The organism is Pseudomonas cuatrocienegasensis (assembly GCF_900110925.1).
GTDB classification, from domain to species: Bacteria; Pseudomonadota; Gammaproteobacteria; order Pseudomonadales; family Pseudomonadaceae; genus Aquipseudomonas; species Aquipseudomonas cuatrocienegasensis.
Genome location: NZ_FOFP01000008.1, coordinates 22,394 through 40,607, shown reverse-complemented (window position 1 = coordinate 40,607; position 18,214 = coordinate 22,394). Strand labels below are relative to the sequence as shown.

The window sequence follows — 18,214 nt, the reverse complement described above, 5'->3', positions numbered from 1 at the left end:
CGTGCACATGGCTGTGCTCCGAATTAACCTGAACGAGGATGCTCTATGTTCGGCTTAGAGGCGTTAGACCTGGCACGAATCCAGTTCGCCTTCACCATCTCGTTTCACATCGTTTTCCCTGCCATCACCATCGGTCTGGCCAGCTACCTGGCTGTGCTCGAAGGCCTGTGGCTGAAAACCCGCGAAGAGGTGTACCGCGACCTCTACCACTTCTGGGCGAAAATCTTCGCGGTGAACTTCGGCATGGGCGTGGTCTCTGGCCTGGTCATGGCCTACCAGTTCGGCACCAACTGGAGCGCGTTCTCCGATTTTGCCGGCGCGGTCACCGGGCCGCTGCTGACCTATGAAGTGCTCACCGCCTTCTTCCTCGAAGCGGGCTTTCTCGGCGTCATGCTGTTCGGCTGGAACCGCGTAGGGCCTGGCCTGCACTTCTTCTCCACGGTGATGGTGGCCGTCGGCACGCTGATCTCGACGTTCTGGATTCTCGCCTCCAACAGCTGGATGCACACGCCTCAGGGCTTCGAGATCATCGATGGGCGAGTGATCCCCACCGACTGGTTTGCGGTGGTGTTCAACCCCTCGTTCCCGTATCGCCTGGCGCACATGGCCACGGCGGCGTTCCTCGCCACGGCATTCTTCGTCGGCGCCTCGGCGGCCTGGCACCTGCTGCGCGGGCGCGACAACCCGGCGATCCGCAAGATGCTGTCGATGGCCATGTGGATGGCTCTGTTGGTAGCGCCAGTGCAAGCGGTGATCGGCGACTTCCACGGCCTCAATACGCTCAAGTACCAGCCGGCGAAAATCGCCGCGATCGAAGGTCACTGGGAAAACGTCGGCGACGAGCCGACCCCGCTGATCCTCTTCGGCTGGCCGGACATGGAGCGCGAAGAGACCCGCTTCAAGATCGAAATTCCGGCCCTGGGCAGCCTGATCCTGACCCACAGCCTGGACAAGCAAGTGCCGGCGCTCAAAGAGTTCGCCAAGGAAGACCGGCCCAACTCGACCATCGTCTTCTGGACCTTCCGGGTGATGGTGGCGCTGGGCATGCTGATGATTCTGACCGGCCTGTGGAGCCTGTGGCTGCGCATGCGCGGGCGCCTCTACGAGAACCGCGCGTTCCTCTATATGGCACTGTGGATGGGCCCGTCGGGGGTGATCGCGATTCTCGCCGGCTGGTACACCACGGAAATCGGTCGCCAGCCGTGGATCGTCCACGGCCTGATGCGCACCGCCGATGCCTCGTCCGGGCACAGCTTTGCGCAGATGAGCCTGACCCTGGCGTTGTTCGTGGTGGTCTACTTCGCCCTGTTTGGCGCCGGTATCAGCTACGTGATGCGTCTGGTGCGCAAAGGCCCGGTGATCAACGAAGGCAAGGAAGAAGGCGCCGGTGGCCCCGGCCAGAAGCGTACCCCGGCGCGGCCGCTGTCGGCGGCCGATGAAAGCTTCGAAGAAGGTCAAAGCGACGACCTGGGCGAGAGGAATTGAATATGGGCATTGATCTGCCGTTTATCTGGGCCGTCATCATTATCTTCAGCATCATGATGTACGTGGTAATGGATGGCTTCGACCTGGGCATTGGCATCCTCTTCCCGTTCGTCAAAAGCGAGCGCGAGCGCGATGTGATGATGAACACCGTGGCGCCGGTCTGGGACGGTAACGAAACCTGGCTGGTACTCGGCGGTGCCGGTCTGTTTGGCGCCTTCCCCCTGGCCTACTCGGTGGTGCTTAGCGCGCTTTATCTGCCGCTGATCTTCATGCTGCTGGGGCTGATCTTCCGTGGCGTGGCCTTCGAGTTCCGCTTCAAGGCCAAGGCCGAGAAGCGCCACCTGTGGGACAAGGCGTTTATCGGCGGCTCGCTGACTGCGACCTTCTTCCAGGGGGTGGCGCTGGGTGCCTTTATCGATGGCTTTCAGGTGGTCGAGCGCAAGTTTGTCGGCGGCGCCTTCGACTGGTTTACCCCGTTCTCGCTGTTCTGCGGCGTGGCGTTGATCGCCGCCTATGCGCTGCTCGGCTGTACCTGGCTGATCATGAAAACCGAAGGCCGCCTGCAACAGCAGATGCACGACCTGGCCCGACCGCTGGTGTTCGTGGTGCTCGGCGTTACCGCGCTGGTAAGCCTGTGGACGCCGCTGGCCCACAGCCCGATTGCCGAGCGCTGGTTCAGCATGCCCAACCTGCTGCTGTTTATGCCGGTGCCGGTGCTGGTGTTGCTGGCGACCTGGGCGTTGCTGCGCGCCATCGCACGCAACGCCAATATCAGCCCGTTTATCCTCACCCTGGTGCTGATCTTCCTCGGCTACAGCGGTTTGGGCATCAGCCTGTGGCCGTACATCATCCCGCCGTCAGTGACCATCTGGGAGGCCTCGGCGCCACCGCAGAGCCAGGGCTTTATGCTGGTTGGTGCGCTGCTGATCATCCCCTTCATCCTGATGTACACCGCCTGGAGCTACTACGTGTTCCGCGGCAAGGTGACGGAAGAAGACGGCTACCATTGAGGGCTTCGTAATGGACGAGCACACCGAGAAAAAACCGTTTTGGCAGCGCTTGGGTTGGCTGGTGCTGATCTGGACCGGCAGTGTGTTGGCGCTGGGGCTGGTGTCCTGGCTGCTGCGCCAGTTTATGCAGGCCGCGGGTATGGGCACGCCCTGAGTCGCCTCTGCCGCTGAACGAAAAACGCCGCGATTCCTTCATGGGGTCGCGGCGTTTTTTATTGATTACAGTGTAATGGAATATCAATGACTCGGTTGGCGGGCTTGTTGTAGGAGCGAAGGGGGCGCCCAGCCTTTATTCGCGATGCTTTCGCGACGCCATCGCGAATAAATTCGCTCCTACAGGGGCGCAACAGGTCTGCGTTTTAGCGCAGCCCCCGCTTAATAAATCGCCTGGTACAGTCGCCGACGATACTGGGTCACCAGCGGGTGGTCATTGCCCAGCAGCTCGAAGACCTGCAGCAGGGTTTTGTGCGGCAGGCCGTCGGCGTAGCTGCGGTTGCGCACGAACAGGCGCAGCAGGCCGTCCAAGGCGGCGTCGTACTGTTGGCGGGCGAGTTGCTGCACGGCCAGTTGGTAGGTCGCTTCATCATCTTCTGGCTGCTGCGCCAGGCGCGTTTTCAGGCTGGCGACTTCCGGCAGGTCGGCGGCCTGGCGCAGGAAGGTCAGTTGCGCCCGCGCACCGGCCAGGGCCTGCTTGTGTTCGTCGCCGCTCACTGCGCCCAGCACCCGTTCGGCTTCGTCCAGCTCGCCGCGTTCGGCCAGGCAGCGGGCGTAGAGGATCAGCGCCGATGGGTTGTCACTGTTCTCGCCGAGCAACTGGGTCAGCAGCTGTTCGGCATCGCCACTGCGGCCCTCGGCGTACAGCGCTTTGGCCGCTTCCAGCAGGTCGGCTTGCGGTGCCGGCGGCTCGGCGACATGGGGTTGCAGCAGGGCGCGGATCGCTGACTCGGGCTGCGCGCCGGAGAAGCCGTCGACCGGCTGGCCATCCTTGAACAGCACCACGGTCGGCAGACTGCGAATACCGAAGCGCGCGACTATGTCCTGCTCCACGTCGCAGTCGACCTTGGCCAGCAGCAGCTCGCCTTGATAGCCCTCGGTGATCTGCGCCAGGATCGGCATCAGCGCCTTGCACGGCGCACACCATTCGGCCCAGAAATCCACCAGCACCGGCTTGTGGAAGGAGTTCTCGATCACCAGCTGCTCGAACTGAGCGGCGCCGCTGACGTTGAAGATATAGGGGGAGTCGCTCATGGTCGGTCTCGTTGGGCGAAAAGTCTTGGGGGCTGTTCCGGTTGCGCTCGCGGCTCGCGGCTCGCGACGAAATGGCAACAGACCCTATCACTATAAGTGCGGGTGCTCGGCGGCGAAAACAAGGTCGCCGTCAGCCGCGCCTCGCATGGTACAGGCTCACATGGCGAAATTCGGCAGGCTCGGCCAGATCCGGCCAGGTACTGGCCTCGTGCATGGCCAACTGGCGATACAGCGGGTGGCGGAAATCACGTACCCGTGAGTCGGCCACCAGGGCTTCGCGGCCGCGGCTGAGGAACTGGTCGAGCAGTGGCAGATTGGCGCGGTCGTAGAGCACATCGGCCACCAGGATTAGATCGAAGCGGTCGGCTTCGGCGAAAAAGTCTGCCGAATAACTCAGACTCACCCCATTCAGTTCGGCATTCGCCCGGCAGGCGTCGAGGGCCAGCGGGTCGAGGTCACAGGCCACCACTCCCAGCGCCCCTGCCTTGGCCGCGGCGATGGCGGCCACCCCTGAACCGGCGCCAAAATCCAGCACACGCTTGCTGCGCACCCACTCGGGATGGGCCGCCAGCCAGCGCGCCAACACCAGGCCACTGGCCCAGCAGAAGCACCAGTAGGGCGGCTCCTCGAGGATGCGTCGGGTTTCTTCGGGGTTGAACGCGCGGTCCATATTCGCCGCATCGATCAGCCACAGCTGCAGATCGGTGCCCGGCAGCGCCGTGGCGCTCAAACGGGCATCGCCAAGCAGCTTGCCCAGCGCCGTTTGCAGGGCGCCGGGTGGCGTCATGGGGCGCTGACCAGGCGCAGGGCGCCGAGGTCCTGGCTGTCGGTACCAGTGATGGTTTGCGGCGTCAGACGCAGAATCAAACGGCCATCGAGATGGGCACGGCCGTGCAGCTCGACGCGCCGCTCGGCCTTCACTGCCTGCGGGTTGAACGGCAGGCGAAAGGGCAGGGCGGCGCCGTTGCTGCGCACCTGGATATTACCCAGCAGGCCCTGGGGGCGACCGCGTTCGTCAACCTGCAGCAGCGCCAGTTCGACCACCGCATTGGCCGGCACATCCAGCAATTGGCCGCTAAGGGCGTGGCGGTAGTCGGTTTCCACCTCGGCTGGCGCCGGGGCCGCGGGAGGTGCGGTTGGCGCGGTAGGGGGCTGCGGCTGCGACGGCTCGCTGGAGCAGGCCAGCAGCGTGGCGCCAAAACCGATCAAGGCAAGGGCGCGCAGGGCGGGGCGAAAGGTGTTCAGGTCGATGAGCATGGGCAGGCCGTGTTCTCAATGGGTGCGCGCGCCTGTATACCGCAAAGGCGCTGGCTTGTCTTGCCGGTGGGATGCGCTAGGAGCCTGTCGGGCTTGACCGTTCGTAGCGAGGGAAAGATCGGTTTGCGACAGTTTTGCTGCTTTACCGAGGCGAATAGCGAGATATTTAACGAGGGAAAGCAGCAAAAATGGCCAAATTCGGCTTTCCCGCAGTAGAACAGTGTTAAGTCCGGCAGGCTCCTAGGGTCTGTTGCCGTTTCGTTCGCGGCTTGCGACGAAACGGGAACAGACCCTAACATGGCGCCTCGAACTTTCTGGCCTCGCTTTCCTATGCACTGTCCTTTCTGCGCTGCCAATGATACCAAGGTGATCGACTCCCGGCTGGTCGCCGAGGGCGAGCAGGTGCGCCGTCGGCGCGAGTGCCTGGCCTGTGGTGAACGCTTCACCACCTTCGAGACCGCTGAGCTGGTGATGCCCCGCTTGATCAAGCAGGACGGCAGCCGCCAGCCGTTCGATGAGGACAAGCTGCGCGCCGGCATGCAGCGGGCCCTGGAAAAACGCCCGGTGAGCATCGAGCGCCTGGAAGCGGCCATCGCCCACATCAAGCACAAGCTGCGTGCTACCGGTGAGCGCGAGATCAAGTCGCTGGTGCTCGGTGAGCTGGTGATGACCGAGCTGCAGAAGCTTGATGAGGTGGCCTATATTCGCTTCGCCTCGGTCTACAGGCGCTTCCAGGACCTTAACGAGTTCCGCGAGGAAATCGACCGGTTGTCCCGCGAACCTGCGCAATCCTGATGGGCGGTAACGACCACGCCTTTATGGCGCGCGCCCTGGAATTGGCGCGCAAGGGGCTGTACTCCACCCACCCCAACCCCCGCGTCGGCTGCGTCATCGTGCGCGACGGGGAGATTGTCGGTGAAGGCTGGCATGTGCGCGCCGGCGAGCCCCACGCCGAGGTGCATGCCCTGCGCCATGCCGGCGACAAGGCCCGTGGCGCCACCGCCTACGTCACCCTGGAACCCTGCAGCCACCATGGCCGCACGCCGCCCTGCGCCGATGCACTGGTCGCCGCCGGCATCACCCGGGTGGTCGCGGCCATGCAGGACCCCAATCCCGAGGTGGCCGGTAACGGCCTGCTGCGCCTGATGCACGCCGGCATTGCGGTGCAGAGCGGGGTGCTCGAAGCCGAAGCGCGGGCACTCAACCCTGGTTTTATCAAGCGTATGGAGCAGGGCCTGCCGTTTGTGCGGGTCAAGTTGGCGATGAGCCTGGACGGGCGCACCGCCATGGCCAGCGGCGAAAGCCAGTGGATTACCGGCCCTGCCGCCCGCGCCGCCGTGCAGCGTTTGCGTGCGCGCTCCAGCGTAGTGCTCAGCGGTGCGGACACCGTGATGGCTGATAATGCCCGCTTGACCGTGCGCCCCGATGAGTTGGGTCTGAACCCCGAATTGAGTTTTCTCGCCGCCAGCCGGCCGCCCCAGCGCGTGCTGGTCGATGGCCGTCTGCGCGTGCCGCTGAGCGCGGCGTTCTTCCAGGCCGGCCCGGCCCTGGTGGCGACCTGTGCGGCGGCCGCCTCGCGTGATCGCTATGCCGACGATGGACACGAACTATTGGCCGTGGCCAGCAGCAATGGGCATGTTGACCTGCGCAAGCTGCTGCTGGAGCTGGCGCGGCGTGGTGCCAATGAAGTGCTGGTGGAGGCCGGGCCGCGTTTGGCCGGGGCTTTTGCGCGGCAGCGGCTGGTCGATGAGTACCAGTTGTTTATGGCGCCGAAGTTTCTCGGCTCCAGTGCGCGACCGCTGCTCGACCTGCCGCTGGCGCGCATGGCTGAAGCGCCTGAGTTGACCATCGTCGACATGCGCGCGGTGGGTGACGACTGGCGCATCATCGCCGTGCCGTCGCCGAGCTGACTGCTGGGTCAGCGTCTGCCGTGCGGTACAGCCAGCGGGCAAATGTGGTAAAACGCTTACCGGCCACTGCGGTGGCCACAACGTTCTCAGGGCGGGGCGCAATTCCCCACCGGCGGTAATGACGCGCAATGCGTCTAGCCCGCGAGCGCTTGCCACGCTGGCAAGGTCAGCAGACCCGGTGTGATCCCGGGGCCGACGGTTACAGTCCGGATAAAGAGAGAGCGGGATTTGTAGACCCCGGCCTGCGCTTGCCTGCCGGAATGATCCCTATCGATCCAACACGCCCTGTTTTTCATTAAACAGGAGTTCGAACGATGTCCCATCAGTATTCCCTTTCTGCCGTAGGCCGCTTGCGCGTGCCCGGCGGCCGGGCTTTGTCCGCGGAGGCGCCATGTTCACCGGCATAATCGAGTCTATCGGCAGCATCCGCGCGATCACCCCCAAAGGCGGCGATTGGCGCCTCTATGTCGCCACCGGCAAGCTCGACCTGGGCGACGTCAAGCTCGGCGACAGCATCGCCGTGAATGGCGTGTGCCTGACCGCAGTCGAGCTGCCGGGCGATGGCTTCTGGGCCGATGTCAGCCGCGAGACCCTGGCGCGCACCGCCTTCGTCGACCTCAAGACGGGCAGCAAGGTCAACCTGGAAAAGGCCCTGACGCCGACCAGCCGCCTTGGCGGCCACCTGGTCAGCGGCCATGTCGACGGTGTCGGCGAGATCGTCGCCCTGGCGGAAAACGCCCGCGCCTGGCAGTTCACCGTGCGTGCGCCGAAGGAGCTGGCCAAGTACATCGCGCACAAAGGCTCGATCACCGTCGACGGCACCAGCCTGACGGTCAACGCGGTGAATGGTGCGGAATTCGAGCTGACCATCGTGCCGCATACCCTGGCCGAAACCATCATGCTCGACTACCGCCCCGGGCATAAGGTCAACCTTGAGGTCGACCTGCTGGCGCGTTACCTGGAGCGCCTGCTGCTCGGTGACAAGGCCGCAGAACCCAAGGCTTCCAGCCTGACCGAAGGTTTTCTCGCCGAACACGGCTACCTGAAGAATTAAGGACACTGCCCGATGGCACTCAACACCGCTGAAGAACTGATCGAAGACATCCGCGCTGGCAAGATGGTCATCCTGATGGATGACGAAGACCGCGAGAACGAAGGCGACATCATCATCGCCTCGGAATGCGTGACCGCCGAGCACATCAATTTCATGGCGCGCTTCGCCCGTGGCCTGATCTGCATGCCGATGACCCGCGAGCGCTGCGAACTGCTCAAGCTGCCGCTGATGGCACCGCGTAACGGCTCCGGTTTTGGTACCAAGTTCACCGTGTCCATCGAGGCCGCCGAAGGCGTCACCACCGGTATTTCCGCCGCTGACCGTGCGCGCACCGTGCAGGCCGCCGTGGCCAAAGGTGCCGTGGCCGACGATATCGTCAGCCCTGGGCATATCTTCCCGTTGATGGCCCAGGCCGGTGGCGTGCTGGCCCGTGCCGGCCACACCGAGGCAGCCTGCGACCTGGCGCGCATGGGTGGGTTTGAGCCGAGTGGGGTGATCTGCGAGATCATGAACGACGACGGCACCATGGCCCGTCGCCCGGAGCTGGAAGCCTTTGCCGAGCTGCATGGCCTGAAGATCGGCACCATCGCCGACCTGATCCACTACCGGCTGATCCACGAGCGAACGGTCGAGCGTGTCAGCGAGCAGCCCCTGGACACCGAGCTGGGCCAGTTCAACCTGGTCACCTACCGCGATGCGGTGGAAAACACCGCGCACATGGCCCTGACCCTGGGCACGGTCTGTGCCGAAGAACCGACCCTGGTACGGGTGCACAATATGGACCCGCTGCGTGACCTGTTTCTGGTCAACCAGCCGGGGCGCTGGAGCATGCGCGCGGCCATGGCCGAGGTGGCGAAAGCCGGCAGCGGCGTGGTGCTGCTGCTCGGCAACCCGCTCACCGGCCCGGAGCTGCTGGCCCTGCTCGGTCGTCAGCAGCCGTCCAATCCGGCGACTTACAGCACCGTGGGTGCCGGTTCGCAGATTCTGCGCGACCTCGGTGTGCGCAAGATGCGCCTGATGAGTTCGCCGATGAAGTTCAACGCGATATCCGGCTTCGACCTGGAAGTTGTAGAATACTTGCCCGCTGATTGACAGCCGACCACGGTCGGCACAGGCCTGACCCATCAAGGGCGGGCCTGGCGACAGACAGAATGCTTATTTCGGGGTGCCCAGCGCCCTGGCTCTTTACACACTGCGAGAACTCGAAATGACCCTGAAGACCATCGAAGGTACCTTCATCGCCCCCAAAGGCCGCTTTGCCCTGGTGGTCGGCCGCTTTAACAGCTTCGTCGTCGAAAGCCTGGTCAGCGGCGCCGTCGATGCCCTGGTACGCCACGGTGTGAGCGAGAACGACATCACCATCATCCGCGCGCCGGGTGCCTTCGAGATTCCGCTGGTGGCGCAAAAGGTCGCGCAGCGTGGCGACTTCGACGCGATCATCGCCCTGGGCGCGGTGATCCGTGGCGGCACTCCGCATTTCGAGTACGTTGCCGGTGAGTGCACCAAGGGCCTGGCCCAGGTTTCCATGGAGTTCGGCGTACCGGTTGCATTCGGCGTGTTGACCGTCGACTCGATCGAGCAGGCCATTGAGCGTTCCGGCACCAAAGCCGGCAACAAAGGCGCCGAAGCTGCGCTGTCGGCTCTGGAAATGGTCAGCCTGCTGGCGCAGTTGGAGGCCAAGTGAGCCAAGCCGACGGCAAGCAGCCGCAACCTGCCAAGAAAGGCCCCAGCGCCAAGACCCTGGCGCGTCGCGAGGCGCGCACCCTGGCCATGCAGGCGCTGTACTCCTGGCACATGGCCGGGCAGAGCCTGAACGAGCTGGAAGCGCAGTTCCGCGTCGACAATGACTTCGACAAGGTCGACGGCGCCTACTTCCACGAGATTCTCTACGGCGTGGCGCGCAACAAAAGCGACATCGACGGCGCCTTCGAGCCACTGCTCGACCGTCCGCTGGCCGAGATCGACCCGGTCGAGCTGTCAATCCTGCGCCTGTCGACCTTCGAGCTGAAGCAGCGCATCGACGTGCCGTACCGCGTGGTGATCAACGAAGGTATCGAGCTGGCCAAGGTCTTCGGCGCCACCGACGGGCACAAGTTCGTCAACGGCGTACTGGACAAGCTGGCACCGCAACTGCGGGCCGAAGAAGTTCGCGCGTTCAAGCGCTGATGCCGTTGGGTGAGTTCGAGCTGATTCGCCGCTACTTCGCCGCCGCGTCCTGTGCGCAGGGGGCGGCGGGTGTGGCGCTGGGCATTGGCGATGATTGTGCGCTGCTCGAACTCGCCGGCGACGAGCAACTGGCCGTGTCCACCGATACCCTGGTGGTGGGCGTGCATTTTCCCGAGCAGGCCGATCCTTTCCTGCTCGGTCAGCGTGCGCTGGGCGTGTCGGCCAGCGATCTGGCCGCCATGGGCGCGGCGCCCCTCGGTTTTACCCTTGCGATCACCTTGCCGGCGGCCGATGCCGACTGGCTGGAGGCGTTTGCCCGTGGCCTGGACTGTATGGCGGCGCGTTGCGGCTTGCGCCTGATCGGCGGCGATACCACCCGTGGCCCCCTGAGCCTGACCCTGACGGTATTTGGCCGCCTGCCCCGTGGCCAGGCGCTGACCCGCGCCGGTGCTCAGGTCGGCGACCTGCTGTGTGTTGGCGGAGCGCTCGGCGAGGCGGCGGCGGCGTTGCCGCTGGTGCTGGGGCAGGTGGCGGCCGATGGGGTGCATGCCGAGGCGCTGCTGGCGCGTTATTGGTCGCCAATGCCGCAGCTCGACCTGGGTCAGGCTCTGCGCGGCCGGGCCACGGCGGCGCTGGATATTTCCGATGGCCTGCTCGCCGACTGCGGGCATATTGCCCAGGCCAGTGCTGTGGGCCTGCGTATCGAACTCGAACATCTACCGTTGTCCGTGGCCCTGCGCGAGCAGGCTGGTGCTAAGGCACTGACCTGTGCCTTGGCCGGTGGCGACGATTATCTGCTGGCTTTCACCTTGCCACCTGCCGAGCTGGCGCCACTGCAACAGGCCGGTTGGCCGATCCAGGTGGTCGGCCAGGCGGTCGCGGGCAGTGGCGTTCAGGTAATCGACTGCAATGGTGCCCCCTTCGTGCTGTCTCATGGCGGCTACCAACACTTTGGACCTTCCCGTGACTGATCACCCCAAGCAAGTCCCGGCCGAGTTTGTGCCCCCTTCGGTGTGGTGCAATCCCTGGCATTTCATCGCTTTTGGCTTCGGCTCCGGCACCCTGCCCAAGGCGCCCGGTACCTGGGGTTCGCTGGTCGCGCTGCCGTTCGTGCCGTTGTGGCAGATGCTGCCCGACTGGGGCTACTGGCTGATGCTCGGGGTAACCATGCTGTTCGGCTTCTGGCTGTGCGGCAAGGTCGCCGAAGACCTGCGCGTGCACGACCATGAAGGCATCGTCTGGGACGAAATGGTCGGTATGTGGATCACCCTGTGGCTGGTACCCGAAGGTTGGGGCTGGTTGCTGCTGGGCTTTCTTATGTTCCGCCTGTTCGACATCGTCAAACCCTGGCCGATACGCTGGATCGACCGGCACGTGCATGGCGGCGTAGGCATCATGCTCGATGATGTGCTGGCAGGTGTTTTCGCCTGGCTGGCGATGCAGGGCGTGATCTGGGCCTGGGCCAACGGCCTGGGCGCTGGCCTGGGTTTCTAAAGCCTTCATTAGAGGTGCTTGTGCGAGCATGGTGTGGGTGCTTACTGGTGTTGCTAGCGCTTATGGCAAGCGTGCACGCAGGCGAACGCCCAGCGGACATTCGCCTGGCCAGCGAGGTGTGGGAGGACTACAGCGAGGAAGACGGTCGCGGGCTGGCCTGGGATCTGTTGCGCAAGGTATTCGAGCCCGAGGTTCGCCTGCGCATGCAAAGCGTGCCCTACACCCGCGCGATTGGTCTGGTGCAGCGTGGTGCCGCCGATGCCTGGGTTGGTGCCTATCGTGACGAGATCAGCGGCGGCGTGTTTTATCCGCGCTGGCCCTACGACTATGACCAGATCAGTGCGCTGGGGTTGACCGAACAACCGGCACCCACGCTGGACTCGCTGGGCGATTTCCGCCTGGTGTGGATGCGCGGCTACCAATACCAGCACTACCTCCCCGGTATCACGGCGTTCCGCGAAGTTCAGCGGCGTGGCGGTATTCTCGGCATGCTTAACTACCGGCATGCGGATTTCTATGTGGATGCGCGTCCGGAAATCGACGACTTGCTCACACGGGTAGCGGATGCCTCGCGCTACCGTGTCTACACCCTCAAGCGTTTGCCGTTGTACCTTGGCTTTGCCGATACACCGCGAGGGCGGGCGCTGGCAGCGTATTTCGATGCGCGCATGGATGACTTGGTGCCACAGGGCGCGTTAAGGCCTATTTTTGCCCGTTGGGGAGAGCCTTATCCTTTTGACTGATCGGGGTGTGATTCGATGCGTGGATTGATACGGCTGTGCTTAATGACCCTGCTAGCAGGTGCTGGCTGGGCTCAGGCTGCCAGCCAGGTACTGGTGGTTGGGTTGTTTCCGGGCGCAGCCGTGCTGAACGTCGATGGCCAGCGCAAGCTGGTACGGGTGGGGCAGACGGGCCCCGGCGGTGTGCAGGTCGTCAGCGCCGACAGCAAAGGCGCAGTACTGCGCGTGGATGGTGTCGAGCGTCTGTATCCCCTGAGTCGCGAGCCCAGCGAAGGCTTCGCCGCGCCAGGCAAGCGCAGCCTGAGCGTCGCCAAGGGCGTGGGCGGGCATTACTGGGTGGCAGGTTCTGCAAATGGCCAGCCGGTGCAGTTTCTGGTCGACACCGGGGCAACCTCGGTGGCGCTCAATGAAACCCACGCCCGGCGCCTGGGCATCGATTACCGCAGTGTGGGCACGCCGCTGCAGGTCAACACCGCCGGTGGCGTGGTCCGTGGCTGGCGGGTCAACCTTAGCAGCGTCAAGCTGGGCGACCTGGAGGTGCTGGGCGTCGAGGCCGTGGTCCTCGAAGGCGGTGCGCCGGGCGAAGCGCTGCTCGGCATGAGCTTTCTCAGCCGCGTTGGCTGGCGGGTCGAGCAGGATGTGCTGGTGCTCGAGTCGAAGTTCTAGGGCCTGTTGCCGTTTTGTTCGCGGCTTGCGCCGAAACGGCAACAGACCCTAGCACTGGCTCGATCCTTATCATCGGTAATTCAGGCTGACCCCGCAGCGGGGGCTGCTGTTACAATGCCGCTCTTATTTTCCTCCCTGTCTTAGGAGCATCCGGTGTCCGTTGTGTTCGTCGCCGCGTCCCTGCTGCCTACGCCGTTTGGCGTGTTCACCATGCATGGCTTTCTTGAAGAGGCCACGGGCAAGGAGCATGTGGCCCTGACTTTCGGCGATGTCGCCGATGGCGCACCTGTCCTTGGGCGTCTGCATTCCGAGTGCCTGACCGGCGACGCGCTGTTCAGCCTGCGCTGCGATTGCGGTTTTCAGCTCGAGGCCGCCCTGCGCGCGATTGCCGCCGAAGGCCGTGGCGTGTTGCTCTATCTGCGTCAGGAAGGCCGTGGCATCGGCCTGCTGAACAAGATCCGCGCCTACGAATTGCAAGATGGCGGCGCAGACACCGTGGAGGCCAACGAGCGCCTGGGCTTTGGTGCCGACCAGCGTGATTACGCGATCTGCCAGCCGATGCTCGAGCACCTGGGCATCGCCCAGCTCAAGCTGATGACCAACAACCCGCGCAAGGTCAAGGCCCTGGCCGACATGGGTATCCCCGTGGCTTCGCGCGTGCCGCTGCAGATCGAGCATAACCCACACAACAAAAAGTACCTGGCGACCAAGGCCGGCAAGCTCGGGCACATGCTCGGCAGCCTGCACCAGGGCGAGGCCGAGGGCAGCCTGTGACCCGCGCTCAGGTACGTCGGCGTCTGGCCCTGGCCTGGTGGAGTCAGTTGGCGCTGACCCTGGCACCACTGTTCCTGTTCAATCTGCTGTTTGGCGCAGCGTTTGAGCATGGCGTGCTGAGCATGCCGTTGTTTATTGCCGGCGTGGCCTCGATGTTCGTCAGCCTGCCGCTGTTCAGCGCCTACAAACGTGCCCTGATCGCCACCGAAAAAGCCCTGGATAGCCCCGAGGAGCCGGCCGCCTGGCTGGCCCTGGCGGAGCAGCGGCGCAAGGCCTTTCTCGGTGCCGGGCTGCCAGCCTGGATCGGCGCCGTGGCGGTGTTCGCCGGGCTCGAAGCCGTGCCGCTGGTGCTCTTGGCGCTGTCGAGCATCGTCCTGCTCTGCCTGTACCGAATCCCTCGCCAACTCGGCTGATGCGCACACTGCTGGGGTGCCTGCTGCTGTTCCTGGTCGTCCCATTGGCGGCGGCCGAGCGGGTGGTCAGCCTGGCGCCTTCCTTAAGTGAAATCATGCTCGACCTGCAGGCTGATGACCTGCTGGTCGGCGTGCTCGACGGTGGCGAACGGCCGCCTGCCCTGGCGCACCTGCCCTCGTTGGGGCGTTGGGGTCAGTTGCAAATCGAAGCCCTGTTAGCCCTCAAGCCGGACCTGGTACTGCTCTGGCCCAGCAGCGTCAGTGCCACCGAGCGCGAGCAACTGCAGCGCCTGGGGCTGGAACTGATGGTGGTGGAACCGGGCGATCTCGACAGCCTGGCCGAGCAGTTCGCCCTGGTTGGCGCGCGGGTCGGGCGGCGAGTCGAGGGTGAGCGCCTGCGCGATGCCTTCCGCGCGCGGGTGCAGCAACTGCGCGCGCGTTATGCCCGGGCGCGACCTTTGCGGGTGTTCTATCAGGTCTGGGATACACCGCTGTACACCCTGGGTGGACAGCAGATCGTCAGTGATGCGCTCAAGGTGTGTGGCGCGCAGAACCTGTTCGCTGACCTCAGCCTGCCGGCACCGCAAGTCAGTGTGGAGGCGGTGTTGCAGCGCGACCCCGAGGTACTGCTGGCGGCCGACGCCCGACAACTGGAGGCCTGGCGGCGCTGGCCACAGATGACGGCGACAGCCCGCGAGCAGCTATGGGTGCTTCCGGACAAGGGCCTGGAGCGGCCGAGCTGGCAGATGTTAGGTGCGGTGAAGATGTTATGTGAACAGTTGGCCGAAGCCGAGTAAATCGTTAAAACTACAAGGCCGCGCTTAAGCGCGGCCTTGTTACATGCTGTGCTGACTTAAAAGCGGTAGCCAACGCTCAACTGCACCTGCTCTTCCGGTGCAGAGCTGCGGTTAAAAAGGTTGGCGTACGCATCATAGTGTGTGCCGGTCAGGTTATTGATGCGCAGTTTGCTAGTTAACTGCTCGTAGTCATAGGTGATTGCCGCGTTAAGCAGTGTGTAGCCGTCTACGCGGTTTTGCGTATGGGCGTCGTCACCTGAGAGATACTGTGAGCCTGTGTATACCGCTTCTAATTGTGTATTCAAACCTGGCAGCAGTTGATACCCCAGCTGGATGCTAGCACTATGGCGAGCGACACCTGACACTTCATTACCTTTGAAACTGCCTTCCAGGTATTCGGAATCGGTATAGGTATACTGGCCTCCCAGGCTCAAGCGCTGGGTCAATTGGCGTTCTGCTTCAAGTAACACGCCTTTGCGCAGAGTCTTGTCTAGGTTAATGTTGGCGCCATCAAAACCGAACACGCTGTTAAGACCTTCCGCTGTTGGGTCGTAGAGCAGTTCGTCTTTCAGTTGCAGGCGATAGATGCTGGCTTGATAACGCTGTATAGCGTCATCCCATTCCACGCCGCCTTCCCACGACTCACCTGTTTGGGGTTTGAGGAAGGTGATGTTTGGGTTGGCAAACACATTCTCGTCAACGTTAGCCCAGCGCAATACGTCCTCACGTTTGATAAACAAGCGCGTCTTTTGGTTTGCTTGCCAGCTTAAACCGAGGCTGCTACTGCTTTCCCGTGCACGCTGCTCCAGGTTTTTGGATTTGATGGTGTCCTGCGCTTCGCTATTGCGGTAGCCCGCGGTTAACGTCAGGTCTTGACCGAGGTTCTGACTTAACTGGGTGTACCAGTCGCGTTGTGTTTGTGTCGCTAGGTTATTAAGCGCCGAGCTTTGGTACTCGTAATCGCTGCTGATATGGTCATGACCAAATAGCCACTCTACATGACCAAGGCTGTTGTCGAAGCGAGCCGTGATGCGCGGGCTAAAGGTTTCTATGCGGGTGCCTTGGGTGAAGGGCGAAACAAATGAGCCAAAGTTAAACGCCCCGATACCGTCTTGATCGCTGTAGCTGTAATCGAAGTTGGTGGACCAGATGTTGTTCAGCTGTTGTTCAAGCGCAAAGCGGTGCACCTGTGTCTTGCTGTTATTAAAACCATTGCCATTTGCATCAAAGCTGGCTTTTCTGTCGGCTCTTTGTTCGGCTAGGCTCAAGCTTCCTGGGTACAACAACTCATCATCGACTGTCTGGTATTCATACAGAGTGTGGCCGCTCTCATAGTCATAGCGCAGACGGGCGAAGGTATTACTGTAGTTGGCGTTGTTTCGGTCGCGGTAGTTGTCGGTGTTACGGGTTTCACCGCTGGCGTACACCGCAAAGCCGGCCCCCAATTGCTGGCTGATATGACCGCGGTAGGCTTCGAGATCGTGACTGCCGATGCTGCTTTCGATATAGGCTTCGTTGCTTGATGGGGTGCGGGTGATGATATTTATCACTCCGCCAACGGCCTGGTCGCCATAAAGCACGGTGCCGGCGCCTCGAATGATCTCGATGCGCTCGATATTGGCCAGCGGGACGCTGTTAAAGTCAGGGCCTGACTGGGCTGGCTGGTTAAGTCGACGGCCGTCTACGAGCACCAAGGTGTTATTGACTGAGTTCTCGCCAAAGCCGCGCAGGCTGATATTGGCGCGACTGCCATCACCGATGGTGTCACGTACTTGCACGCCAGCTTGTCCGCGTAATACATCTACCAGTGAAGTGGAGGCGCTCGCTTCAATTTCTTTGCGGTCAATGACTTTGACGCTCGCCGGGGCCGGTTTCTGCAGTGCGGTTGCGCGCGTGACGACCAGCGGTGGAAGTTCATAGCTGCTGGTATCGCTGGTGGCAGAACTGACGCTTGGCAGTAACGCTACGGCCAAGGCAATACGGGGCAATTTCACGTAGAGAATCCTCAAAAGGTCGAAAGGCTTTTGAGGAGGGCAGGGTGCAAGAACGGGCGCGCAGGCACCGAGCTTGACGGTGATGCCCTCCGCAACACCTGTCAGATCCACTCAGGGCCGGTCTCCGGACTCTCGACCTGCCTCGCTCCGCCTTCCCGGATTGATCCAGTGGCCTGTGGAGCGTGGTGCAGCACGCTGCGGTCGATTACCGTTGCGGGGGCAGTGCCGGGGTAGCTCGTTAAGCGCCCACCGGCTTCCCGTTTAACGCCAGTGTATGGCGAACCCTGAGGGACGATCGAATGGCGCGCACCTTAGTGCGCATTGGCTGGCAGCACAAGGGTTCTGCTGGGGTTACCAGACGGGCTGGTGCCCCCGGTGCTGTCCTGACGGCTCAGGCGGCTGGCGGTCTTGTGCAGGTCGAGTACCAACTGGGCAAGTGACTGGGCCGCCTGCAAGGTTTCGTCGGCGCTCTGGCTACTGCGCTCGGTGGCGCCGGTAATGGCCTGGGCCTGAGCGTTGACCGCCTCCACCTGTTGTAGCTGGGAGCGCATGACCTGGCTGATCTGGCCGAGGCGGTCCTGCATGCCGCTGACTTCCTGCTGGATGCGTTCCAGCGCCGTTGTCGCCTGGTCCGAGCGGGTGACGCTGCGCAGCGCCGCTTCTTGGCAGCGTTGCATGCCGGTCAGGGTATCGAGGGTTTGCTGGCGCACGCTGCCCAGGCTCGTGGCGATTTCGCTGGTGGCTTGCGCTGTGCGTTTGGCCAACCCGCGGACTTCATCGGCGACTACAGCGAAGCCGCGGCCACTGTCGCCTGCACGGGCGGCTTCGATGGCAGCATTGAGTGCGAGCAGGTTGGTCTGGTCGGCGATGCTGTGGATGGCCTCGGTAATATGCTGGATCTCTTCGGTCTGCCGGCTCAGGGCCTGCAAGGCCAGGCTCGAGCGTTCGATCTGCTCGGCCAGCTGACTCACGTCATCGGCATTTTGCTGTACCGCTGCGCTGCCTTCCTGGGTCATGGCCAGGGCCTGGCGAGAGGCGCTTTCACTGTCGAGGATATGGCTGGTCGCCGCACCTATGCTGTGATTGACGTCGAGCATGGCGCGGGCGGTCGCGACCGCTGCCGCCTGGCCCTGGCCCGCGCACTGGCTGGCGTCGATGGAGGTCTGCGTGAGTCCCGACGACGTACCTTGCAGGGCGCTGCCGGCG

At 63.3% G+C, this 18,214-nt stretch carries 21 protein-coding genes and 2 riboswitches; of the genes, 16 read left to right on the top strand and 5 right to left on the bottom strand.

The window, feature by feature from the left end; translation table 11 throughout:
- Positions 1-45 precede the first annotated feature (45 nt).
- The 3 genes from BMW49_RS12540 to BMW49_RS12530 are packed head-to-tail and all read left to right on the top strand — an operon-like array spanning position 46 to position 2,649.
- A complete protein-coding gene (locus BMW49_RS12540) occupies positions 46-1,485 on the top strand; it encodes a cytochrome ubiquinol oxidase subunit I (RefSeq protein ID WP_069519215.1) in 1,440 nt (479 codons plus the stop codon).
- A gap of 2 nt (positions 1,486-1,487) precedes the next feature.
- Complete coding sequence (gene cydB, locus BMW49_RS12535; RefSeq protein WP_069519214.1) at positions 1,488-2,495, top strand: cytochrome d ubiquinol oxidase subunit II; 1,008 nt, start codon at positions 1,488-1,490, stop codon at positions 2,493-2,495.
- 10 nt (positions 2,496-2,505) lie between these two features.
- Positions 2,506-2,649 carry a DUF2474 domain-containing protein gene (locus BMW49_RS12530; RefSeq protein WP_069519213.1) on the top strand — a complete coding sequence of 48 codons (144 nt, stop codon included), beginning with the start codon at positions 2,506-2,508 and terminating at the stop codon, positions 2,647-2,649.
- Positions 2,650-2,870: 221 nt separating this feature from the next.
- On the opposite strand, the gene trxA is transcribed toward BMW49_RS12530, so the two are convergent.
- The 3 genes from trxA to BMW49_RS12515 form a co-directional block, all read right to left on the bottom strand.
- A complete protein-coding gene (trxA, locus tag BMW49_RS12525) occupies positions 2,871-3,743 on the bottom strand; it encodes a thioredoxin (protein ID WP_069519212.1) in 873 nt (290 codons plus the stop codon).
- Between the two features lie 130 nt (positions 3,744-3,873).
- Entirely contained in the window at positions 3,874-4,530 is a 657-nt protein-coding gene (locus BMW49_RS12520) for a class I SAM-dependent methyltransferase (RefSeq protein WP_069519211.1), read from the bottom strand.
- On the bottom strand, positions 4,527-5,000 hold the full coding sequence (locus BMW49_RS12515; RefSeq protein ID WP_069519210.1) for a YbaY family lipoprotein: 474 nt from the start codon (positions 4,998-5,000) through the stop codon (positions 4,527-4,529). The genes BMW49_RS12520 and BMW49_RS12515 overlap by 4 nt, the downstream gene beginning before the upstream one ends.
- A gap of 330 nt (positions 5,001-5,330) precedes the next feature.
- On the opposite strand from BMW49_RS12515, the gene nrdR reads away from it, so the two are divergent.
- From nrdR to BMW49_RS12450, 13 genes are all read left to right on the top strand, one after another.
- The gene (gene nrdR / locus BMW49_RS12510) at positions 5,331-5,795 is read left to right on the top strand and encodes a transcriptional regulator NrdR (RefSeq protein ID WP_069519209.1); all 465 of its coding nucleotides are present in this window, start codon (positions 5,331-5,333) and stop codon (positions 5,793-5,795) included.
- Positions 5,795-6,910, top strand: coding sequence for a bifunctional diaminohydroxyphosphoribosylaminopyrimidine deaminase/5-amino-6-(5-phosphoribosylamino)uracil reductase RibD (ribD, locus tag BMW49_RS12505; protein WP_069519208.1), 1,116 nt, complete (start codon positions 5,795-5,797; stop codon positions 6,908-6,910). The genes nrdR and ribD overlap by 1 nt, the downstream gene beginning before the upstream one ends.
- Before the next feature lie 78 nt (positions 6,911-6,988).
- Positions 6,989-7,137, top strand: a riboswitch (FMN riboswitch).
- A gap of 164 nt (positions 7,138-7,301) precedes the next feature.
- Complete coding sequence (locus BMW49_RS12500; RefSeq protein WP_069519207.1) at positions 7,302-7,964, top strand: riboflavin synthase; 663 nt, start codon at positions 7,302-7,304, stop codon at positions 7,962-7,964.
- A gap of 12 nt (positions 7,965-7,976) precedes the next feature.
- Positions 7,977-9,056, top strand: a complete 1,080-nt coding sequence (gene ribBA, locus BMW49_RS12495) for a bifunctional 3,4-dihydroxy-2-butanone-4-phosphate synthase/GTP cyclohydrolase II (protein WP_069519206.1) — start codon at positions 7,977-7,979, stop codon at positions 9,054-9,056.
- A 115-nt stretch (positions 9,057-9,171) separates the two neighbouring features.
- Positions 9,172-9,648, top strand: coding sequence for a 6,7-dimethyl-8-ribityllumazine synthase (ribH, locus tag BMW49_RS12490; protein WP_069519205.1), 477 nt, complete (start codon positions 9,172-9,174; stop codon positions 9,646-9,648).
- Positions 9,645-10,130, top strand: a complete 486-nt coding sequence (gene nusB / locus BMW49_RS12485; RefSeq protein ID WP_069519204.1) for a transcription antitermination factor NusB — start codon at positions 9,645-9,647, stop codon at positions 10,128-10,130. Before ribH ends, nusB begins: the two co-directional genes overlap by 4 nt.
- 5 nt (positions 10,131-10,135) lie before the next feature.
- Entirely contained in the window at positions 10,136-11,101 is a 966-nt protein-coding gene (gene thiL / locus BMW49_RS12480) for a thiamine-phosphate kinase (RefSeq protein WP_170829053.1), read from the top strand.
- The gene (locus BMW49_RS12475) at positions 11,094-11,624 is read left to right on the top strand and encodes a phosphatidylglycerophosphatase A family protein (protein ID WP_069519202.1); all 531 of its coding nucleotides are present in this window, start codon (positions 11,094-11,096) and stop codon (positions 11,622-11,624) included. Before thiL ends, BMW49_RS12475 begins: the two co-directional genes overlap by 8 nt.
- A gap of 62 nt (positions 11,625-11,686) precedes the next feature.
- Complete coding sequence (locus BMW49_RS12470) at positions 11,687-12,367, top strand: ABC transporter substrate-binding protein (protein ID WP_069519201.1); 681 nt, start codon at positions 11,687-11,689, stop codon at positions 12,365-12,367.
- A 42-nt stretch (positions 12,368-12,409) separates the two neighbouring features.
- Complete coding sequence (locus BMW49_RS12465; protein WP_090390956.1) at positions 12,410-13,030, top strand: retropepsin-like aspartic protease family protein; 621 nt, start codon at positions 12,410-12,412, stop codon at positions 13,028-13,030.
- Positions 13,031-13,183: 153 nt separating this feature from the next.
- Positions 13,184-13,804 carry a GTP cyclohydrolase II gene (gene ribA / locus BMW49_RS12460; RefSeq protein WP_069519199.1) on the top strand — a complete coding sequence of 207 codons (621 nt, stop codon included), beginning with the start codon at positions 13,184-13,186 and terminating at the stop codon, positions 13,802-13,804.
- Complete coding sequence (locus BMW49_RS12455; protein ID WP_069519198.1) at positions 13,801-14,217, top strand: MFS transporter; 417 nt, start codon at positions 13,801-13,803, stop codon at positions 14,215-14,217. Before ribA ends, BMW49_RS12455 begins: the two co-directional genes overlap by 4 nt.
- The gene (locus BMW49_RS12450) at positions 14,217-15,014 is read left to right on the top strand and encodes a cobalamin-binding protein (RefSeq protein ID WP_069519197.1); all 798 of its coding nucleotides are present in this window, start codon (positions 14,217-14,219) and stop codon (positions 15,012-15,014) included. The genes BMW49_RS12455 and BMW49_RS12450 overlap by 1 nt, the downstream gene beginning before the upstream one ends.
- A 56-nt stretch (positions 15,015-15,070) precedes the next feature.
- On the opposite strand, the gene BMW49_RS12445 is transcribed toward BMW49_RS12450, so the two are convergent.
- Both BMW49_RS12445 and BMW49_RS25625 read right to left on the bottom strand, forming a co-directional pair.
- Positions 15,071-17,119, bottom strand: coding sequence for a TonB-dependent receptor (locus tag BMW49_RS12445; RefSeq protein ID WP_244168334.1), 2,049 nt, complete (start codon positions 17,117-17,119; stop codon positions 15,071-15,073).
- Positions 17,107-17,310: riboswitch (cobalamin riboswitch) on the bottom strand. (Overlaps the previous gene by 13 nt.)
- A 9-nt stretch (positions 17,311-17,319) precedes the next feature.
- Positions 17,320-18,024: a methyl-accepting chemotaxis protein gene (locus BMW49_RS25625; protein WP_371850873.1), complete on the bottom strand. Its 705-nt coding sequence runs from the start codon at positions 18,022-18,024 to the stop codon at positions 17,320-17,322.
- Between the last annotated feature and the right edge of the window lie 190 nt (positions 18,025-18,214).

Coding starts and splice junctions, on each gene's coding strand:
- BMW49_RS12520 (WP_069519211.1), bottom strand. CDS start 4,530: ATGACGCCACCCGGCGCCCTGCAAACGGCGCTGGGCAAGCTGCTTGGC.
- BMW49_RS12450 (WP_069519197.1), top strand. CDS start 14,217: ATGCGCACACTGCTGGGGTGCCTGCTGCTGTTCCTGGTCGTCCCATTG.
- cydB (WP_069519214.1), top strand. CDS start 1,488: ATGGGCATTGATCTGCCGTTTATCTGGGCCGTCATCATTATCTTCAGC.
- BMW49_RS12515 (WP_069519210.1), bottom strand. CDS start 5,000: ATGCTCATCGACCTGAACACCTTTCGCCCCGCCCTGCGCGCCCTTGCC.
- ribH (WP_069519205.1), top strand. CDS start 9,172: ATGACCCTGAAGACCATCGAAGGTACCTTCATCGCCCCCAAAGGCCGC.
- BMW49_RS12500 (WP_069519207.1), top strand. CDS start 7,302: ATGTTCACCGGCATAATCGAGTCTATCGGCAGCATCCGCGCGATCACC.
- trxA (WP_069519212.1), bottom strand. CDS start 3,743: ATGAGCGACTCCCCCTATATCTTCAACGTCAGCGGCGCCGCTCAGTTC.
- ribBA (WP_069519206.1), top strand. CDS start 7,977: ATGGCACTCAACACCGCTGAAGAACTGATCGAAGACATCCGCGCTGGC.
- BMW49_RS12540 (WP_069519215.1), top strand. CDS start 46: ATGTTCGGCTTAGAGGCGTTAGACCTGGCACGAATCCAGTTCGCCTTC.
- nrdR (WP_069519209.1), top strand. CDS start 5,331: ATGCACTGTCCTTTCTGCGCTGCCAATGATACCAAGGTGATCGACTCC.
- BMW49_RS12465 (WP_090390956.1), top strand. CDS start 12,410: ATGACCCTGCTAGCAGGTGCTGGCTGGGCTCAGGCTGCCAGCCAGGTA.
- BMW49_RS25625 (WP_371850873.1), bottom strand. CDS start 18,024: ATGACCCAGGAAGGCAGCGCAGCGGTACAGCAAAATGCCGATGACGTG.
- BMW49_RS12530 (WP_069519213.1), top strand. CDS start 2,506: ATGGACGAGCACACCGAGAAAAAACCGTTTTGGCAGCGCTTGGGTTGG.
- BMW49_RS12470 (WP_069519201.1), top strand. CDS start 11,687: ATGGCAAGCGTGCACGCAGGCGAACGCCCAGCGGACATTCGCCTGGCC.
- ribD (WP_069519208.1), top strand. CDS start 5,795: ATGGGCGGTAACGACCACGCCTTTATGGCGCGCGCCCTGGAATTGGCG.